At 40.5% G+C, this 15,932-nt stretch carries 12 protein-coding genes and 1 pseudogene; 10 read left to right on the forward strand and 3 right to left on the reverse strand.

What is annotated here, in order from left to right; all coding sequences use genetic code 11:
* The first annotated feature begins 17 nt into the window (after positions 1-17).
* From gcvPA to CSV61_RS00610, 8 genes are all read left to right on the forward strand, one after another.
* Positions 18-1,364, forward strand: a complete 1,347-nt coding sequence (gene gcvPA / locus CSV61_RS00575; protein ID WP_083030658.1) for an aminomethyl-transferring glycine dehydrogenase subunit GcvPA — start codon at positions 18-20, stop codon at positions 1,362-1,364.
* The gene (gene gcvPB / locus CSV61_RS00580) at positions 1,357-2,844 is read left to right on the forward strand and encodes an aminomethyl-transferring glycine dehydrogenase subunit GcvPB (protein ID WP_099637689.1); all 1,488 of its coding nucleotides are present in this window, start codon (positions 1,357-1,359) and stop codon (positions 2,842-2,844) included. Before gcvPA ends, gcvPB begins: the two co-directional genes overlap by 8 nt.
* A gap of 655 nt (positions 2,845-3,499) precedes the next feature.
* Positions 3,500-4,336, forward strand: coding sequence for a malate synthase (locus CSV61_RS00585; protein ID WP_099637690.1), 837 nt, complete (start codon positions 3,500-3,502; stop codon positions 4,334-4,336).
* 286 nt (positions 4,337-4,622) lie between these two features.
* Positions 4,623-5,609 (forward strand): LacI family DNA-binding transcriptional regulator, encoded by a 987-nt coding sequence (locus tag CSV61_RS00590; protein ID WP_158233741.1) that lies wholly within the window; start codon positions 4,623-4,625, stop codon positions 5,607-5,609.
* Positions 5,610-5,764: 155 nt separating this feature from the next.
* The gene (gene hisD / locus CSV61_RS00595) at positions 5,765-7,042 is read left to right on the forward strand and encodes a histidinol dehydrogenase (RefSeq protein ID WP_099637692.1); all 1,278 of its coding nucleotides are present in this window, start codon (positions 5,765-5,767) and stop codon (positions 7,040-7,042) included.
* A gap of 37 nt (positions 7,043-7,079) precedes the next feature.
* Complete coding sequence (locus tag CSV61_RS00600; RefSeq protein WP_099637693.1) at positions 7,080-8,396, forward strand: GntP family permease; 1,317 nt, start codon at positions 7,080-7,082, stop codon at positions 8,394-8,396.
* Between the two features lie 569 nt (positions 8,397-8,965).
* Positions 8,966-9,391, forward strand: coding sequence for a DUF1801 domain-containing protein (locus CSV61_RS00605; RefSeq protein ID WP_099637694.1), 426 nt, complete (start codon positions 8,966-8,968; stop codon positions 9,389-9,391).
* A gap of 87 nt (positions 9,392-9,478) precedes the next feature.
* Positions 9,479-10,027: a DUF7010 family protein gene (locus CSV61_RS00610; protein ID WP_099637695.1), complete on the forward strand. Its 549-nt coding sequence runs from the start codon at positions 9,479-9,481 to the stop codon at positions 10,025-10,027.
* 160 nt (positions 10,028-10,187) lie between these two features.
* Here CSV61_RS00610 and CSV61_RS00615 read toward each other — a convergent pair whose 3' ends face one another.
* The 3 genes from CSV61_RS00615 to CSV61_RS00625 all read right to left on the reverse strand — a co-directional run bounded on the left by CSV61_RS00615 (position 10,188) and on the right by CSV61_RS00625 (position 12,578).
* Positions 10,188-10,352 carry an aspartyl-phosphate phosphatase Spo0E family protein gene (locus CSV61_RS00615; RefSeq protein ID WP_099637696.1) on the reverse strand — a complete coding sequence of 55 codons (165 nt, stop codon included), beginning with the start codon at positions 10,350-10,352 and terminating at the stop codon, positions 10,188-10,190.
* A 474-nt stretch (positions 10,353-10,826) separates the two neighbouring features.
* On the reverse strand, positions 10,827-12,092 hold the full coding sequence (locus CSV61_RS00620; protein WP_099637697.1) for an ATP-binding protein: 1,266 nt from the start codon (positions 12,090-12,092) through the stop codon (positions 10,827-10,829).
* A gap of 60 nt (positions 12,093-12,152) precedes the next feature.
* Complete coding sequence (locus CSV61_RS00625) at positions 12,153-12,578, reverse strand: rhodanese-like domain-containing protein (RefSeq protein ID WP_083030688.1); 426 nt, start codon at positions 12,576-12,578, stop codon at positions 12,153-12,155.
* Between the two features lie 99 nt (positions 12,579-12,677).
* Between CSV61_RS00625 and CSV61_RS00630 the strand changes: the two genes are divergently transcribed.
* Both CSV61_RS00630 and CSV61_RS00635 read left to right on the forward strand, forming a co-directional pair.
* Positions 12,678-13,511, forward strand: coding sequence for a lipoate--protein ligase family protein (locus CSV61_RS00630; protein ID WP_083030690.1), 834 nt, complete (start codon positions 12,678-12,680; stop codon positions 13,509-13,511).
* Positions 13,512-13,675: 164 nt separating this feature from the next.
* Positions 13,676-15,634, forward strand: a pseudogene (locus tag CSV61_RS00635) (vitamin B12-dependent ribonucleotide reductase); the annotation flags it as partial.
* Between the last annotated feature and the right edge of the window lie 298 nt (positions 15,635-15,932).

Genomic DNA, 15,932 nt, shown 5'->3' on the forward strand with positions numbered 1-15,932 from the left:
AAAGGGGTAAAATTATTATGAAGCATCGTTATCTACCTATGACGGAGCAAGACCAGAAAGATATGCTTGACACAATCGGAATTGCTTCCATTGAAGAACTATTTTCGGACATTCCGGAAAAAGTACGATTCAAAGGTGAATATAAGATCAAACCTGCGAAATCTGAAACGTCACTTTTAAAAGAACTTGGACGTATGGCTGCGAAAAACGTCAACGCTCAAGATTATGCTTCATTCTTAGGCGCGGGAGTCTATGATCATTATCGCCCGGTCATTGTAGACCATGTTATCTCACGTTCTGAATTCTATACAGCGTACACGCCATACCAGCCCGAAATTTCACAAGGAGAATTACAAGCAATTTTTGAGTTCCAGACGATGATCTGTGAATTGACAGGTATGGAACTAGCGAACTCTTCTATGTATGACGGGGGGACATCACTTGCTGAAGCCGGAACCCTTGCCGCAGGTCACACACGTCGCAAGAAGTTATTGGTATCTTCCACTGTTCACAACGAATCGCGTGCAGTAGTGAAGTCATATGCTGACGGGCAATACGTTGAAATGGTGACAATCCCACATAAAAACGGTGTAACGGACCTTGATAAGCTGAAAGAAATGATGGATGACGAGACTGCAGCGGTGCTCGTACAATATCCTAACTTCTACGGGCAAGTGGAAGATCTTCAAGCGATTAGTGATATCGCACATGAAAATGGTGCATTATCGATCGTTTCAGCGAATCCACTTGCACTAGGACTACTGACACCACCTGGGGCGCTTGGGGCGGATATTACAGTTGGTGATGCACAGCCATTCGGAATCGCAGAATCATTTGGCGGACCACACTGTGGATATTTTGCCGTATCGAAGAAATTGATGCGTAAAGTTCCTGGCCGTCTCGTTGGTGAAACGAATGATGATGAAGGACGTAGAGGATATGTACTGACATTGCAAGCGCGCGAGCAACATATTCGTCGTGACAAGGCAACATCTAATATCTGTTCAAATCAAGCGCTGAACGCTCTTGCAGCATCCGTTGCGATGACAGCTCTTGGAAAAGAAGGAATTAAAGAAATCGCCTATCAGAATATCGCCAAAACAGCTTATGCGAAACAAGCATTTGAAAAAGCTGGCTTCGAAGTGAAGTTCGGACCTGCACATTTCAATGAACTCGTAGTAGATTGTAAATCACCTATTCAAGATGTCAATAAACGCTTGCTTGAACGAGGAATTATTGGTGGATATGATCTAAGTTTAGTAGATGAAGATCTGGCGAATCACGCACTGATCGCTGTTACAGAACAACGTACGAAAGAAGAAATCGATGCATACGTGCAAGAATTGGAGGCTATCCATGCATAAAGACAACCAATCACTCATTTTTGAACTTTCCAAACCTGGACGAATCGGTTATAGCTTACCTGAATTAGATGTACCCGAAGTAGATGTTACGTCCATTTTGTCTCAAGGCGTAATTCGTACGGAAGAGGCGGAACTGCCAGAAGTATCGGAGTTGGACATTATGCGTCACTATACTGCATTGTCCAATCGTAACCATGGTGTCGATACAGGGTTCTATCCATTAGGCTCTTGCACAATGAAATACAACCCAAAAATTAACGAAGCGGTTGCCCGTTTCCCAGGATTTTCACGTGTTCACCCACTACAAGACGAATCTACTATACAAGGTGCACTTGAAGTAGTATACGATCTGCAAGAGCATTTGGCTGAGATCACGGGTATGCCACAAGTCACATTGCAACCGGCAGCAGGGGCGCATGGTGAATGGACAGCTTTGATGATGATCCGTGCCTTTCACGAAGCGAACGGTGATACACAGCGTACGAAAGTGCTGGTTCCCGACTCCGCTCACGGAACAAACCCGGCTTCTGCAACGGTTGCTGGTTTTGATACAGTAACAGTTAAGTCAAATGAAAAAGGCTTGGTAGATCTGGAAGATTTGAAATCAAAAGTAGGGCCTGATACAGCTGCTTTAATGTTGACGAATCCGAATACGCTTGGACTTTTCGAAGAAGATATTTTAGAAATGGCAGCAGCGGTTCACGGAGTCGGCGGGAAGCTGTATTACGACGGAGCAAACCTGAACGCAGTTATGTCAAAAGCACGTCCTGGCGACATGGGCTTCGATGCGGTTCACTTGAACTTGCATAAGACGTTCACAGGTCCTCACGGTGGTGGTGGACCAGGTTCCGGTCCGGTAGGCGTAACAGATGAACTAGCTGCATTCATGCCGAAACCTATTGTTGAAAAAGTAGATGATCGTTACCTATTGAACTATGACGTACCACAATCCATTGGTCGTGTAAAACCGTACTACGGTAATTTTGGTATTTACCTACGTGCCTATACGTATATTCGTTCAATGGGTCCAGACGGCTTAAAAGCTGTGACGGAATATGCAGTACTCAATGCGAACTATATGATGCGTCGTCTAGCGCCATACTTCGATTTGCCATATACACAGCATTGTAAACATGAGTTTGTTTTATCTGGTCGTCGTCAGAAGAAACTTGGCGTACGGACACTCGATATGGCGAAGCGTTTGCTAGACTTTGGCTACCATCCACCAACAATCTATTTCCCTTTGAATGTGGAGGAGGCTATGATGATCGAGCCGACAGAAACAGAATCAAAAGAAACATTGGATAACTTCATTGAAGCTATGATTCAAATTGCCAAAGAAGTAGAGGATCATCCTGAAATTGTTCAAGAAGCACCACACACAACAGTCATCGGTCGTTTAGATGAAACAAAGGCAGCACGTAAGCCTGTATTGCGTTATGTAAAAGAACAATCAGCAGTAGAAGAAACCGTACAATAATAAAATTAGTTGATAAAGGCACCGCTAATAGCTAGCGGTGCCTTTTGATTTGTAGATAATCTAGAAATCCACTCGTAATACATAGCATATATGGAGAATAATATAGTAGGAAGGGATAGATCGTTGGAAAGAAATAACTGTTTATTCCATGTTTTACGCAATACAGATGGACATAACCAAGTTACTAAACGTGAGTGTTTTCCGAGAACTACACAATTAAGAAAGGCATTGACTATTATGGGGAAGCATTCAAATATATTATATACAACTCCATCCAGTCGCTGTATCGACGATAGGAAAACATCATCAGCATGCAGCGAATGAGAGTTACATATGGAAATCACCAGGAATAAAACTAGTACTATACACAGTCTTGTAAAATTAGAATCGTATATTATACGATAAACAAATGTTCATTGTCAACCATAAATTTGAGAAATTTCTGATTATGTGTTATACTGTATAAGTACAAGTAAACAGGACGGCAAGTAACAATCCTGCGCAGCTTATTCCGGACGGGAATGAAGGGCGCACTTTTTTAAATTTTAAAAATGGATTGTTTTATTTCAATGAAATAAAATGTAGCACCTCACATTGTTTTAATCAGTTAACTGTTAGGCTTTAGTTAAAAAAATTTATAGGAGGAGATTTTCTAGTGAACTTAATTAATGAAGAAATTACTCATAACGTGTTTGGTGAAGGTAACATTGTTGAACACGAGGAGTCATTCATCACGGTTGATTTCAATAAAAACCTTAAAAGGTTTGTCTATCCCGATGCATTTGAGAACTTTATTACGTTAAACAATCGGAGCATGGCAGAGTCTTTAGAAAAGGTTTTTGTGGAAAGAAAAGCAGAAGAGAAAATTCTGGAAAAGAAGCGGAAAGAAGAAAAGGCTATCCAGGTGTTAGAACAGCAACGTAGAGAAATATTAAAAAACCATAAAATTCACGAAAGTTCACAAATTGTTTTCTGGTTAGATCAGGAAAGACAGTCAGATGTGTTTACTGATTGGGAAGTATCGACTGGAAGCATTCAAAGCGGGAAGAATAAAGGTTTACCTAACCCAGTAACTCGTTTGCGTCCAAACAGTGCAGGTGTTTTAACAGTAAGAACTCCTGATCAAAAAGAAACCGAAAGAACGATTCGAGGTCTCTTTATGGTTGATGATACATTTACTGGAAGCATTGGCGAGGATGGATTGGTTCCTACCCACCCTAAATACAGAATTCAACTTACAGAAGAAGAAGCTGAGAAAATGCTTTTCTGGAATTACTATAAAAATAAAAACTATCCAGACCGTACTTCATGGAATTCGGGTACATTCCGTTACTTTGATAATATTTGGACTGCTCAAATTTTACAAGATATCATCGCTTTAAAGGCTGATGAAGAACAGATCAAAGAAGCGGAAGAATTTATGGACTATTTCTGTAAATTGAACGCGATTGATATAAATAATATCCCGGAAGCAGAAGGCGCGTTACGTTAACAAGTGGAAAGCCTTTTGCTGAAGTGTATTACAAAGTCGTTCATTACACTGTAAGCTGCCAGGTACGAGCACATGATGACTGTGTTGGTACCTGGCAGTTTTTTGTTTATTTCTGGATGTACTCATGATTTTGTATTCAGGAAGATTTGTGATGCTTGACTACTTTCTTAGTAGATTTCATTTTAAATGTTTGATTCCATATTATATAATTCATTAGATTGGACAAAAATAGTACTAGCGAAGTGCATACATAGAATTGAATATCATGGTAAAGGAATGAATGAATATGAGGGAAACCGTAACAGCGATGGATGTCGCTAAGTTGGCAGGTGTTTCACAATCGTCTGTTTCACGAGTATATTTTGAGGGTGCATCTGTTTCCGATAAGACAAGGAAACGGGTTCTTGAGGCAGCGGCAGAGCTCGGCTATCGTCCCAATGTATACGCGAGAAGTTTAATCACAAACCAAACTAAAATTATTGGCCTTGTAATGAAGAGTGTTCAGAATCCATTTTACGCACACGTATTGAACCGATTTAGTTCGATCTTCAAACAGCAAGGGTATAGTATTTTATTTGTTTCAACTACTAATGATGAGATACAAGACGAGGATGTTGAAACATTACTGAATTATCATGTGGCGGGCGTAATTGTGACTGATGCTACGATTTCTGAAAAAGTTGGAAATGAGTTCAAAAAGAATCACATACCTTTAGTCTTCTTTAATAGAAAGCCTCATACGGACGTGTTTCATTCAGTAAGTTGCAATAATTTAGAAGCAGGACGCTCTATTGCGCACTTTTTAGTATCTTCAGGATCTACGGAATTAGTATTGGTCACCGGGAACGAAGATACCTCTACAAGTATCGAACGTAAAAAAGGTTTTTGTGAAGTACTCGACCAGCAAAACATTACGTATCGTACGTACAATTCAAACTATACGTATGAAGGTGGGTACGACACAGCCATCGCATTACTTGAAGAAAATCAATTACCATCTGCAATTTTTGTGGCGAACGATATCATGGCACTTGGAGTATTAGATGCTCTCCGTAAGTATGAAATTCGCATACCCGAACATACTAGGGTTGTTGGATTTGATAACATCGGCATGGCTTCTTGGCCTGCTTACGATTTGACGACATGGGAGCAACCAATCGAAGAAATGATTGAGGCAACAGTAACGTATTTGATGGAAGAAATGACATCTTATACAGGATTTGTTCAAACCATTGAAGTGGACGGGAAATTGATAGAAAGAAAAACAACATAAAGTTGTTGACTTTGATGAATATTTAGACTAGTATTTTCACGTAGAGTCTGTTGCATACGTATGCAAAGTGAAAATTACTCTGGTATTCCAACTATTCATGAAATGAGTATGCAGATCAATCAGAATGTAAGCGGTTAAAAATAGGAGGCGTAATGATGGTAAAAGTAATTAAAGCAGGTAAATCACAAGAAGAAGTAGCAGCAAACGACACGAAGGTATCCGAAATTGTTTCTGGTGCATTACAAGATATAGAAACTCGTGGAGATCAAGCAGTCCGTGAACTTTCCGAGAAATTCGATAAATGGACTCCAGAATCCTTTAGACTTAGTGAAGCAGAAATAAAAGAAATTGTGGCGCAAGTGCCGGATAGTGTCATCGAGGACATTAAATTTGCACAGACGAATATTAAAGCGTTTGCAGAAGCGCAGCTTGCTTCATTGCACGATGTAGAAGTAGAGAATATTCCTGGTGTAGTTCTTGGACATAAAAATATCCCTGTAAACAGCGTAGGTTGTTATATCCCAGGTGGGCGCTATCCGATGGTAGCATCTGCGCATATGAGTGTGTTGACTGCAAAGGTTGCAGGAGTAAAACGGGTTATTGCCTGCACACCACCCATCAAGGGTGAAATTCCGAAAGCGACTATTGCAGCAATGTATTTAGCGGGAGCAGATGAAATTTATTTACTTGGCGGCATTCAGGCGATGGGGGCAATGGCTATCGGAACAGAAACCATTGAATCGGTCGATATGATTGTCGGACCTGGTAATGCATTTGTTGCCGAAGCGAAGCGTCAATTGTACGGCCGTGTAGGAATTGATTTATTTGCAGGTCCGACAGAGACATTAGTTGTAGCGGACCATACAGCAGATGCGGAAATGATCGCAATTGATCTTCTTGGTCAAGGAGAGCATGGACCGACGTCTCCTGGAGCGTTGATTACGACTTCTGAAGATCTAGCACACGAAACCATTAAAGAAATCGCACGTCAGTTGGAAACACTTCCAACAGCGGATGTAGCCAGTGTGTCATGGGAAGATTATGGTCAAATTTTAGTCGTGGATTCAATTGAAGAAGCACGAATTGAAGCCGACCGTTTAGCATTCGAACACGTGGAGATTTTAACAGAGAATCCGGATTACTTCCTCGAGCACATGACAAACTACGGTTGCCTGTTCTTGGGGCCAGAGACGAATGTTGCTTACGGAGATAAAGTAATTGGTACAAACCATACATTGCCAACTAAGGGAGCAGCTCGTTACACAGGTGGATTATGGGTCGGTAAATTCATCAAAACGGTTACTTATCAGAAAGTTACTCCTGAAGCCTCCGCATATATCGGTGAGTACGCAGCGCGACTTTGTCTACTAGAGAACTTTGAAGGGCATGCTCGACAAGCACAACTTCGAGTAGATCGATATGGCAAAAAGTAAAGCAAGTTTGGCGGCAAGGTAATTAGGAGGAATGACTATGTTAGGGATGATCGGCCTTTTTGGGGGACTTGCGATCTTAATATTTTTGACAATGAAGGGGATGAACCTTCTCATTGCGGCGCCCATTACCGCATTATTTATTGCGATTATGAATGGCATCCCGCTTTTCCCGCAGTTAGTAGAAGAGGGCGCAGTGAACTTCTTAACTAACTATATGGGTGGATTTACAGGATTTATTGCCTCTTGGTATTTAATGTTCTTAACGGGAGCGATATTCGGTAAGGTGATGGAAGACAGTGGCGGTGCGGATAGTATTTCGCAATGGATTGTCAGTAAAATTGGTATGAAAAGAGCAGCCTTGGCGGTTGTCATCGCGTGTGCAGTGTTAACGTATGGCGGAGTAAGTTTGTTTGTAGTTGCGTTCTCGGTCTATCCGATGGCGTTAAGTCTTTTCAAACAAGCTGATTTGCCGAGAAGGTTCATTCCAGCTGCACTCGCATTTGGTTCTACTACATTTACAATGACGTCTGCAGGATCTCCTGAAATCCAAAACTGGATTCCGATTGAGTTTCTTGGAACGAGCCCGTATGCAGGATGGGAAGTCAGTATTTTCGTAGCCATCTTCATGTTCTTGTTCGGTTATTGGTGGCTGAAGCGGATGATTTCAAAAGCGGTAGCTAAAGGGGAAAGGTTTGTTGCAAGGGATACAGATAAGGAAGTAGATAGGCAAAGATCTCTTCCAAATCCGATACTGAGCATGATTCCATTAGTAGTAGTTCTTGGCATCACATTATTACTACACAACTATCTTGGAACTTCTGCATTAATTATTTCTTTAACCGGTGGTATATTGGCCACGTTTATTTTGAATAAAAAATACTTTCAAAACTTTGGTCATGCAGTAGGAGAAGGTGCGATGGGCGCAGTCATTGCGATTGCCAATACAGCTGCGGTCGTTGGGTTTGGTGGAGTAGTAAAGGCGACACCGGCTTTTGATGCCGCGGTAAGCGTCATGACAGATATTCCAGGAAGTCCACTGATCGGTGGAGCGCTTGCAGTAGCCGTTATTGCTGGTTTGACTGGATCATCTTCAGGTGGACAAGCCATCGCATTGCCACTATTAGCACCACATTATTTGGACTTAGGTGTAGATCCAGAAGCACTGCATCGAACGGTAGCCATATCTTCAGGTTCGTTGGATTCACTTCCTCAAGGAGGATATGTTGTCACAACGATCCGATCTATTGCTGGTGAAACGCATAAAGATGCGTATCCGGCATTTGGAGCATTGTCTGTTGTCGTGCCTATACTAGGCGCAGCGGTAGCAGTCATTCTGTTTTCGATTGGACTATAAAAGTGAAAACCTAACGAGCTGAATATTTGGCTCGTTGGGTTTCTAAATTTCCCAGGTAATGAAAAGGAATAGATAATAGGCATAAGTGTATAGAAGTAAAATAGTGGAAGATGAGCAGTATCTCTGGGTTGATAATAGGGGTTCAAAGCACTTGAAAGTCCCACTGTTGCAACAAAGAGCAGTTGACCTCGACATCTATTGGTTGGCGTTTTTCAATGATGACGGATTAAATGGTGTGACAGTTGATTAGATAGAAAAATAAAGAAGGGTCACTTTACAAATGAGGTGATCCTTCTTTGTTTTTTTATTTCTAATCAGCTCTATTTCAGGCATAACAGTAAAATGATAAAAAGTGCCCATAATTAAATGAAGTCCTTCATAATAATATTTGCATAATCTTCATGAAAACTCGATGGCGAAATAGATTGAGAATTCTAACTGTTCCTGATATCTTTAATAAAATATGATAAGAGATAAAGGTATAAAAGCAGCGGACGCGTGAAGGTTTAGGGATTATTAGGGGCCTGGCATAAATCCACAACACAAATTAGTAGAATGGAGTGTACGTGATGTACGAATTAAAAACTAAAGAAACCGATAGTAGTGTCATTGAATTTATTGAGAACATCGATCAACTTAAAAAACGTGAAGATGCTTATAAATTAGTAGATATCTTTACTGAAGCAACGGGTTATCAAGCAAAAATGTGGGGGCCAAGTATTATAGGGTTTGGAACATATCATTACAAATACAGGTCTGGTCATGAAGGAGATGCGCCAATCGTTGGTTTTTCCCCACGAAAAGCGAAAATCAGTTTATATTTAACACTGGGTAATGAACAGCGAGAACAATTGTTAAAAGGTTTCGGGAAATACACTACAGGTAAATCCTGTATATACATCAACAAACTTGCGGATATTGAAATAGAGATATTAAAGAATTTAATAGAACAATCTGCATGCTTTATAAATGAACTCTATCCAAATCAAGAATAACTAGGTAGTAAAGTACTTGGAATAAGTGTCATTGCCAGTTATTAAGCCATGCTATTTTACAAGAGAACGGGAAAGGTGGGGATTTGCTTGACGATAGATGACATGAGGAATGATTTATCGATCAAAGGGAAAAATGGAATTTCATTTCTTTTGTCTGCCAGCGTAATTTGGTTAATCATTACGATTATATTTATGCAGTCAATAGAAATAGCTCAGAAGAATATATGGATGCTTTTTTCGACTGGTTTGATGTTTCCTCTTTCAATTGGAATTTCATATGTATTAAAGGCCGAGTGGAAATTTGATAATAATGCTTTAGGGAGTCTAGGGTTATATTTAAATTTGGCTCAGATTATCTATTTTCCAATCCTCTTCTGGAGTATGTTAAAAAGCCCATATGACGCAATCATGATCTTTGCTATTATTACAGGGGCGCACTTTTTCGCGTATGGATGGTTGTATCATGCAAAGCCTTATTATATCGCGGCTCCGGTTATTGCGATCAGCATGATGTTTTTAGGCCTGTATACACATGCAGACAATTTATGGCTGATTCCTCTCTTGATGGCAGGGTTTTTATTGATTTTAACTATTGCACTTAATATGGACTATAGAAAGACAGGGAAGCGAATGTAAGTTGTATGTAATAAGGTACAATTCCATGCGTAATTGGAAATCTATATTCTGTCAATAAAGCCACATATTTTGAATGATTAAAGATTAAAAGACAGTTCCCATTTCGGAACTGTCTTTTTGCTTAGAAGCTATTGTGTTGTCATAGAATTAGTTACTTTCATTACGGGCAAATCCCTTGTACTTTGTTTAATAAAGTGTCTAGACTATGGCTGCTTTTTACGACGCTTGGATGTGTACGTCCTAAAAAATCAGCTTTCTTATACATCACTATTCTTTTTACTTCAATTCTACATAACAGTAAATTTCTTTGGATAGTTTTCAACATATGTATTCCTCCGCATTATATACTACGCTTCAAATCATGTAGCTGTTTTCTTGCTAGTATGGAAGCAACTTTCTTATCATATACAACGCGAAATGAAAAGTGTGTCGCATTTTGACTGACTTCTATATTGTTGTTGAATTGTGACGTAAGTGTGTATAATGATTGATAATTCAAACAAACAGCATAAAATTTTCTTTGGATTGGGTCTATTATACTTTCATTATGCTGAATAAGTACTATATATATAAACTACTGTGGCCTATGAATTTATTCACTTCTATTTAGCTGTTTTTTCATAAACTAGTTGTGGCTTTATGTAAAGATAGAAGTTCTAAAATGTAAACTAGGAATACGATGCGTAATTACTTAACTGGGATTGGATGAAAATGAATAAATCGACGCAGTGATTCAGTGTGAAAAATATATAAATAAAAAGAGATTGCCTTAAAATTGTAAGGCAATCTCTTTTGCGGATTAATAACCAATTGTCGAATCGGTTTCCCAGTCATGCCGAGTAGCTTGTCTATGCTGTTTCTGCAGCTGGCGGATCCGTTCTTCGTATTCAATGTTCGCCTCATAATGGTAGGTGAGTGCAATTGACATATATAATTCATTCAGTTGTGAAACCGAAAGGCCTTTTGTCTGTTTCGCTATTGCTTCAACTTGTTCTGGAGATAAAATCTTTTTGCGGTCTAGTTTTTCCATATATAGTTTACGGACTGCTTGTGTCGGAGACTTGATTTCATAAGTGCTGTCAAAACGGCCTGCACGGTTGATGAGAGCAGGGTCGATACGTTCGGGGTAATTGGTCGTCCCGATGATGAATAAGCCGTCACGGACATGCACGCCATCCAGGATGTTCAGAAATGTGCTTCTCATATGTTCTGGCATGGAGTCGATGTCTTCAATTACGAGAATGGCAGGTGCCAGGCGTTCGACTGTATTGAACACTTCTTGTACTGAATGACTTCCTGTAAATTCTGTGATTTGCCAGTAGACGACTGGTGCGTCGGTTGTCCCGGTGATAGAACGCACGAGCGTTGTTTTGCCGTTACCGGGAGATCCATACAGCAAGATCCCCCGTTTATACGGCAGTCCGTATTCTTTAAAGAAAGCCCCGCCATCTCGAAAGAATTCATCTATAGAACGAAATAGATCGTTTTTTAAATTTTCATCTAGAAGGACGTCACTACGCTCAATTTGTGTGCCAGCGCCATATGTCTTTTTTTCCATGCCTTCTTCGGTGTCCACTAAATACGTAATATTCGTTTTCATCGCTTCCCGTTGTAGTTGATTCAATACTTCGATGAAATTTTTTACGTGAGTAGCAGATGGTGCAAATACAGTATGTTCCGACCAAGTAGAACCTGTTGCGACATAATAACTGATGTTTGCGATAGCGATTTGGTGTTCTGGAAAGAAAAGTAACTGATTGTCGATTGTCTCAGCGTCTTGGAGAGAGAACGTAGTAGCAGATTCGTCTTGTTGGATTTTTTGTGTCGGTAATGTGGCGTATATATGACTAAGTGATTCGTATGGCAATTGTTTGCGATGAATCAACTCAGGGAGCATGGTTTCTGTGTAAGAAGCGAATTCATCTACTTGGATAATTTGCCAATCAGCTGGTGAACGTTGTTGAAGTGCGTCTAGAATGGCTTCAATGACCGCGCCATAATATTGATAATGTGTCAGTTTTTCGTATTGTGCGGACTGTAACGGAATTAAAAAAGATGGTTTCATTAATAGAACACTCTCCTTATAAATAAGTAGATCCTCCTATTAAAGGAGGATCTATGATTATTATTTGGTTTTGATTTTACCTGACCACTGTTTAAATCCACCGCGTAGCTGGTAGATTTCTGTACAACCTTTTTTCTTCAAGAATAACGCGGCACGGCCTGTCCGGCTTGTGTTTTGGTCATAAAGATAAACGGGTTTGTCGGGGCGAATTTCCTTATAGCGTTGTGAGAACTGCGTAAATGGAATATTACGTGCACCTAAAATATGTCCAGCATCGAAATCTTTTGGTTCGCGCACGTCGATCAATTGTGCTTTGCGATATCCTTTAATAAACTCTTCTTGCGTTAAAGTAGTCAATGCTTTTCCGACCCGTATGTATGTGATGACGAAATACAAGATGACCGCGAGCACAGCTGCTCCCAAAATATAATAACTCAAAAAACTTCCCCCTTTATCAATATCTCCATTATAAAGATTATCTGGCATCAGTTCAATCCTAATGATAAAATGAAATGCGTTATTGTTTTTTTCGTTGACGATTTCCTATACTATAAGTGGAGTATTAATGACGAAGGAGAATGGATTATGACAAAAGCAGTATGGCATTATGTAGACTCTGGAAAATGTAGTCCTTCCTTCAACATGGCGCTAGATGAAGCGCTTCTTGATTTACATAGCCGAGGAGAAATCGGACCAGTTCTACGTTTTTATGAGTGGGAACCCGCTACATTATCCATCGGGTATTTTCAGCGTATTGAAAAAGATATCGATATGGAAAAAGTACAAGAACTTGGACTTGGATTTGTCCGAAGACCAACAGGGGGCCGAGGTGTCCTACATGAACATGAGCTTACATACAGTGTGATTGTTAGCGAGCAGTATCCTAATATGCCAGAAACAGTGACAGAAGCATACCGTGTAATTTCTGGTGGATTGTTGCAAGGATTCCGTAATTTAGGACTTCAAGCAGAGTTCTCGATTCCTGACCATGACGTCAAGGAGCAATTAAGAAGCCCAAAGAGCGGTGTGTGTTTTGATGCACCGAGCTGGTATGAACTTGTTGTCGAAGGGAAAAAGGTTGCTGGCAGTGCGCAAACACGTCAAAAAGGCGTGATATTACAACACGGAGCCATCTTGATGAGCTTGGATGTTGATAAATTAACATCTATTTTCACGTATTCCTCACCTGCACTGAAAGAGCGCGTACGTAGAACGTTGCCGGATCGTGCCATTGCGATTGACCGATTGACGGACCGAGAGATTTCAGTGGAGGAATGCAAACAAGCCTTTTCCAAAGGATTTGAAGCGTCTCTCGATATTTCATTGGAACCGCTAGAATTAACACCTGAACAGCTTGCTTTAGTTCATCAGATCGAGAAAGAGAAATATGCGAATAATGACTGGAATTTTAAAAAATAAAATTGGTCCTTTGGTTTTATTTTTTTTGTCGAAATGTCGTTATATCAATGATTGTATGTTTTTGAAGAACAACTGTCGATTGATATAGTATTCAATATGTAGTAGATTATTTAATAAGATAAACACTATATATAGTGTTTATAGCGTTATGAGGAGGATGTTATATGGTTACGATGTCGAAGCAAGGCGAACCGATGCTCGATAAACAACAGCTGAATGAGGATATTGAGCAGTTCCCTCAAGTTCACCCAGTCACAGAAGATATGAAGCTAACGCATAGTGGAGTATCTCGTCTAGTGATGATCGATCGGTATTCATTTAAAGATATGGAAAAGAAGACATTGAAAGAGGGCGACTTTGTCGTTCTAACAGTGAGAGAAGATCCGAAATTTCCTGCTCGTGGGTTAGGGTATATTACGAAACTTGATCTAGCGAATGGAAAAGCGGATATTTGGATCGAACCAGAATATCGTTCATCAATCGATGATATGGACGAGCAGCAAAAAGGAATTATTACACGTCCCCTTGATGTGTTGGAGAAGCCGCTAGAGGTGTTCTACGAGCAGATTGCGAAACGTAATGCGACAGGGCTTGCTTCTGTTGAACAGACGGAAGATAGAAAAACACAGTCGTATAACATGTTCTATGAGCAGTTGAAGGCATTGAACTTCATTCCAGCTGGTCGTGTGCTGTATGGCGCAGGATCAGACACAGATGTCACGTTCTTTAACTGTTATGTAATGCCGTTTGTACCTGATTCCCGTGAAGGGATTTCCGATCACCGCAAGCAAGTGATGGAGATCATGAGTCGTGGTGGCGGTGTCGGAACGAATGGTTCGACATTACGTCCACGCAACACATTGGCTCGCGGGGTTAACGGTAAGTCATCTGGGTCAGTTTCATGGTTAGATGATATTGCGAAGTTGACTCATTTGGTTGAGCAGGGCGGTTCAAGACGTGGGGCACAGATGATTATGTTATCTAACTGGCACCCGGATATTTATGAATTCATCATCTCCAAAATGCAGAATCCGCGAATTTTGCGTTATTTGATCGAAAACACGGAAGATGAATTGATTAAGAAGCTAGCAGATGAGAAATTGAATTTCAAACCTTTGACAGCGCAAGAAGAAGCGATGTATCAAAGCATCACAAACTATAAACAAATTCCAGGCCAAGGTGGCTTTAACGCAGCGATTATCCGTGACGCTGAGCTGAAGCTTCAGGATGGTGGAACATACACTGTTCATAATCCGGAATTCCTGACAGGAGCGAATATTTCCGTAACGTTAACGGACGATTTCATGAAAGCGGTGGAAGAAGACGCGGATTACGACTTACGTTTCCCAGCTGTCGAAAATTATTCACCTGAACAAATGAAGCATTATAACGAACAGTGGCATGAAGTTGGCGACGTACGCGAATGGGAACGTCAAGGTCACGAAGTTCGTGTGTATCGTACGATCAAAGCTCGTGCACTATGGGATTTGATTAATATCTGTGCTACGTATTCGGCGGAACCGGGCATTTTCTTTATTGATAATGCGAATGACGACACGAATGCGAAAGCGTACGGACAGCAAGTTGTAGCAACGAATCCGTGTGGTGAACAACCACTTGCACCATATTCTGTCTGTAATTTAGCTGCTGTCAATCTTGCTGAGATGGCAGACAAAAATACGAAGACGGTTAACTTTGAAAAATTGAGAGAGACGGTACGGACTGGTGTACGTATGCAAGATAACGTCATCGATGCTACACCGTACTTCCTTGAAGAAAATAAAGTACAAGCCCTTGGCGAACGCCGTGTAGGTCTTGGTGTTATGGGACTTGCAGATCTTCACATCTATTGTGAAAAAGAATACGGCTCGCCTGAAGGAAATCAATTAGTGGATGAAGTATTTGAAGCAATTGCGACAACTGCTTACCGCGAATCGATTGAATTAGCGAAAGAAAAAGGAAGTTTCCCGTTCCTAATTGGTAAAACGGATGAAGAAACGAAAGCATTACGTCATGCTTTCATTAATTCTGGCTTTATGAAGCGCATGCCGGAAGATATCCGCGAATCGATTGTGGAATATGGAATACGTAACTCACATCTCCTAACTGTTGCTCCAACGGGTAAATGAATTGCCCCCGATGCAAGTAATTGCTTCGTGAACATCTGGCTATATGCGGGAAACTCTGAGAATCCTTTTGTACCTGTAACTTGCCATTACGCTTAAGGTAAAAATCAAAAGGTGCAGACAATCCGCAGGGAAGTCATGGCTGACCCCTCAACGACTACACGCCGGACAACCGATTTATCCATTACAATCTCTTTGAAAGAAGTGAATTGCTTTGGAGAAAAAATGTTTAAATTGCTCAGTCATTATTAAAGTTAAACCAAGCCATTATGAAATAGCAAACGAATTAAGTAAT

This window comes from Sporosarcina sp. P3 (genome assembly GCF_002743415.1).
Taxonomy (GTDB): Bacteria; Bacillota; Bacilli; order Bacillales_A; family Planococcaceae; genus Sporosarcina; species Sporosarcina ureae_A.

Excerpts from the sequence above, each read along its gene's own strand:
- CSV61_RS00600 (WP_099637693.1), top strand. The coding sequence starts at position 7,080 with ATGTTAGGGATGATCGGCCTTTTTGGGGGACTTGCGATCTTAATATTT.
- CSV61_RS00630 (WP_083030690.1), top strand. The coding sequence starts at position 12,678 with ATGACAAAAGCAGTATGGCATTATGTAGACTCTGGAAAATGTAGTCCT.
- CSV61_RS00625 (WP_083030688.1), bottom strand. The coding sequence starts at position 12,578 with ATGCCAGATAATCTTTATAATGGAGATATTGATAAAGGGGGAAGTTTT.
- CSV61_RS00615 (WP_099637696.1), bottom strand. The coding sequence starts at position 10,352 with ATGTTGAAAACTATCCAAAGAAATTTACTGTTATGTAGAATTGAAGTA.
- CSV61_RS00620 (WP_099637697.1), bottom strand. The coding sequence starts at position 12,092 with ATGAAACCATCTTTTTTAATTCCGTTACAGTCCGCACAATACGAAAAA.
- CSV61_RS00590 (WP_158233741.1), top strand. The coding sequence starts at position 4,623 with ATGAGGGAAACCGTAACAGCGATGGATGTCGCTAAGTTGGCAGGTGTT.
- CSV61_RS00605 (WP_099637694.1), top strand. The coding sequence starts at position 8,966 with ATGTACGAATTAAAAACTAAAGAAACCGATAGTAGTGTCATTGAATTT.
- gcvPA (WP_083030658.1), top strand. The coding sequence starts at position 18 with ATGAAGCATCGTTATCTACCTATGACGGAGCAAGACCAGAAAGATATG.
- hisD (WP_099637692.1), top strand. The coding sequence starts at position 5,765 with ATGGTAAAAGTAATTAAAGCAGGTAAATCACAAGAAGAAGTAGCAGCA.
- gcvPB (WP_099637689.1), top strand. The coding sequence starts at position 1,357 with ATGCATAAAGACAACCAATCACTCATTTTTGAACTTTCCAAACCTGGA.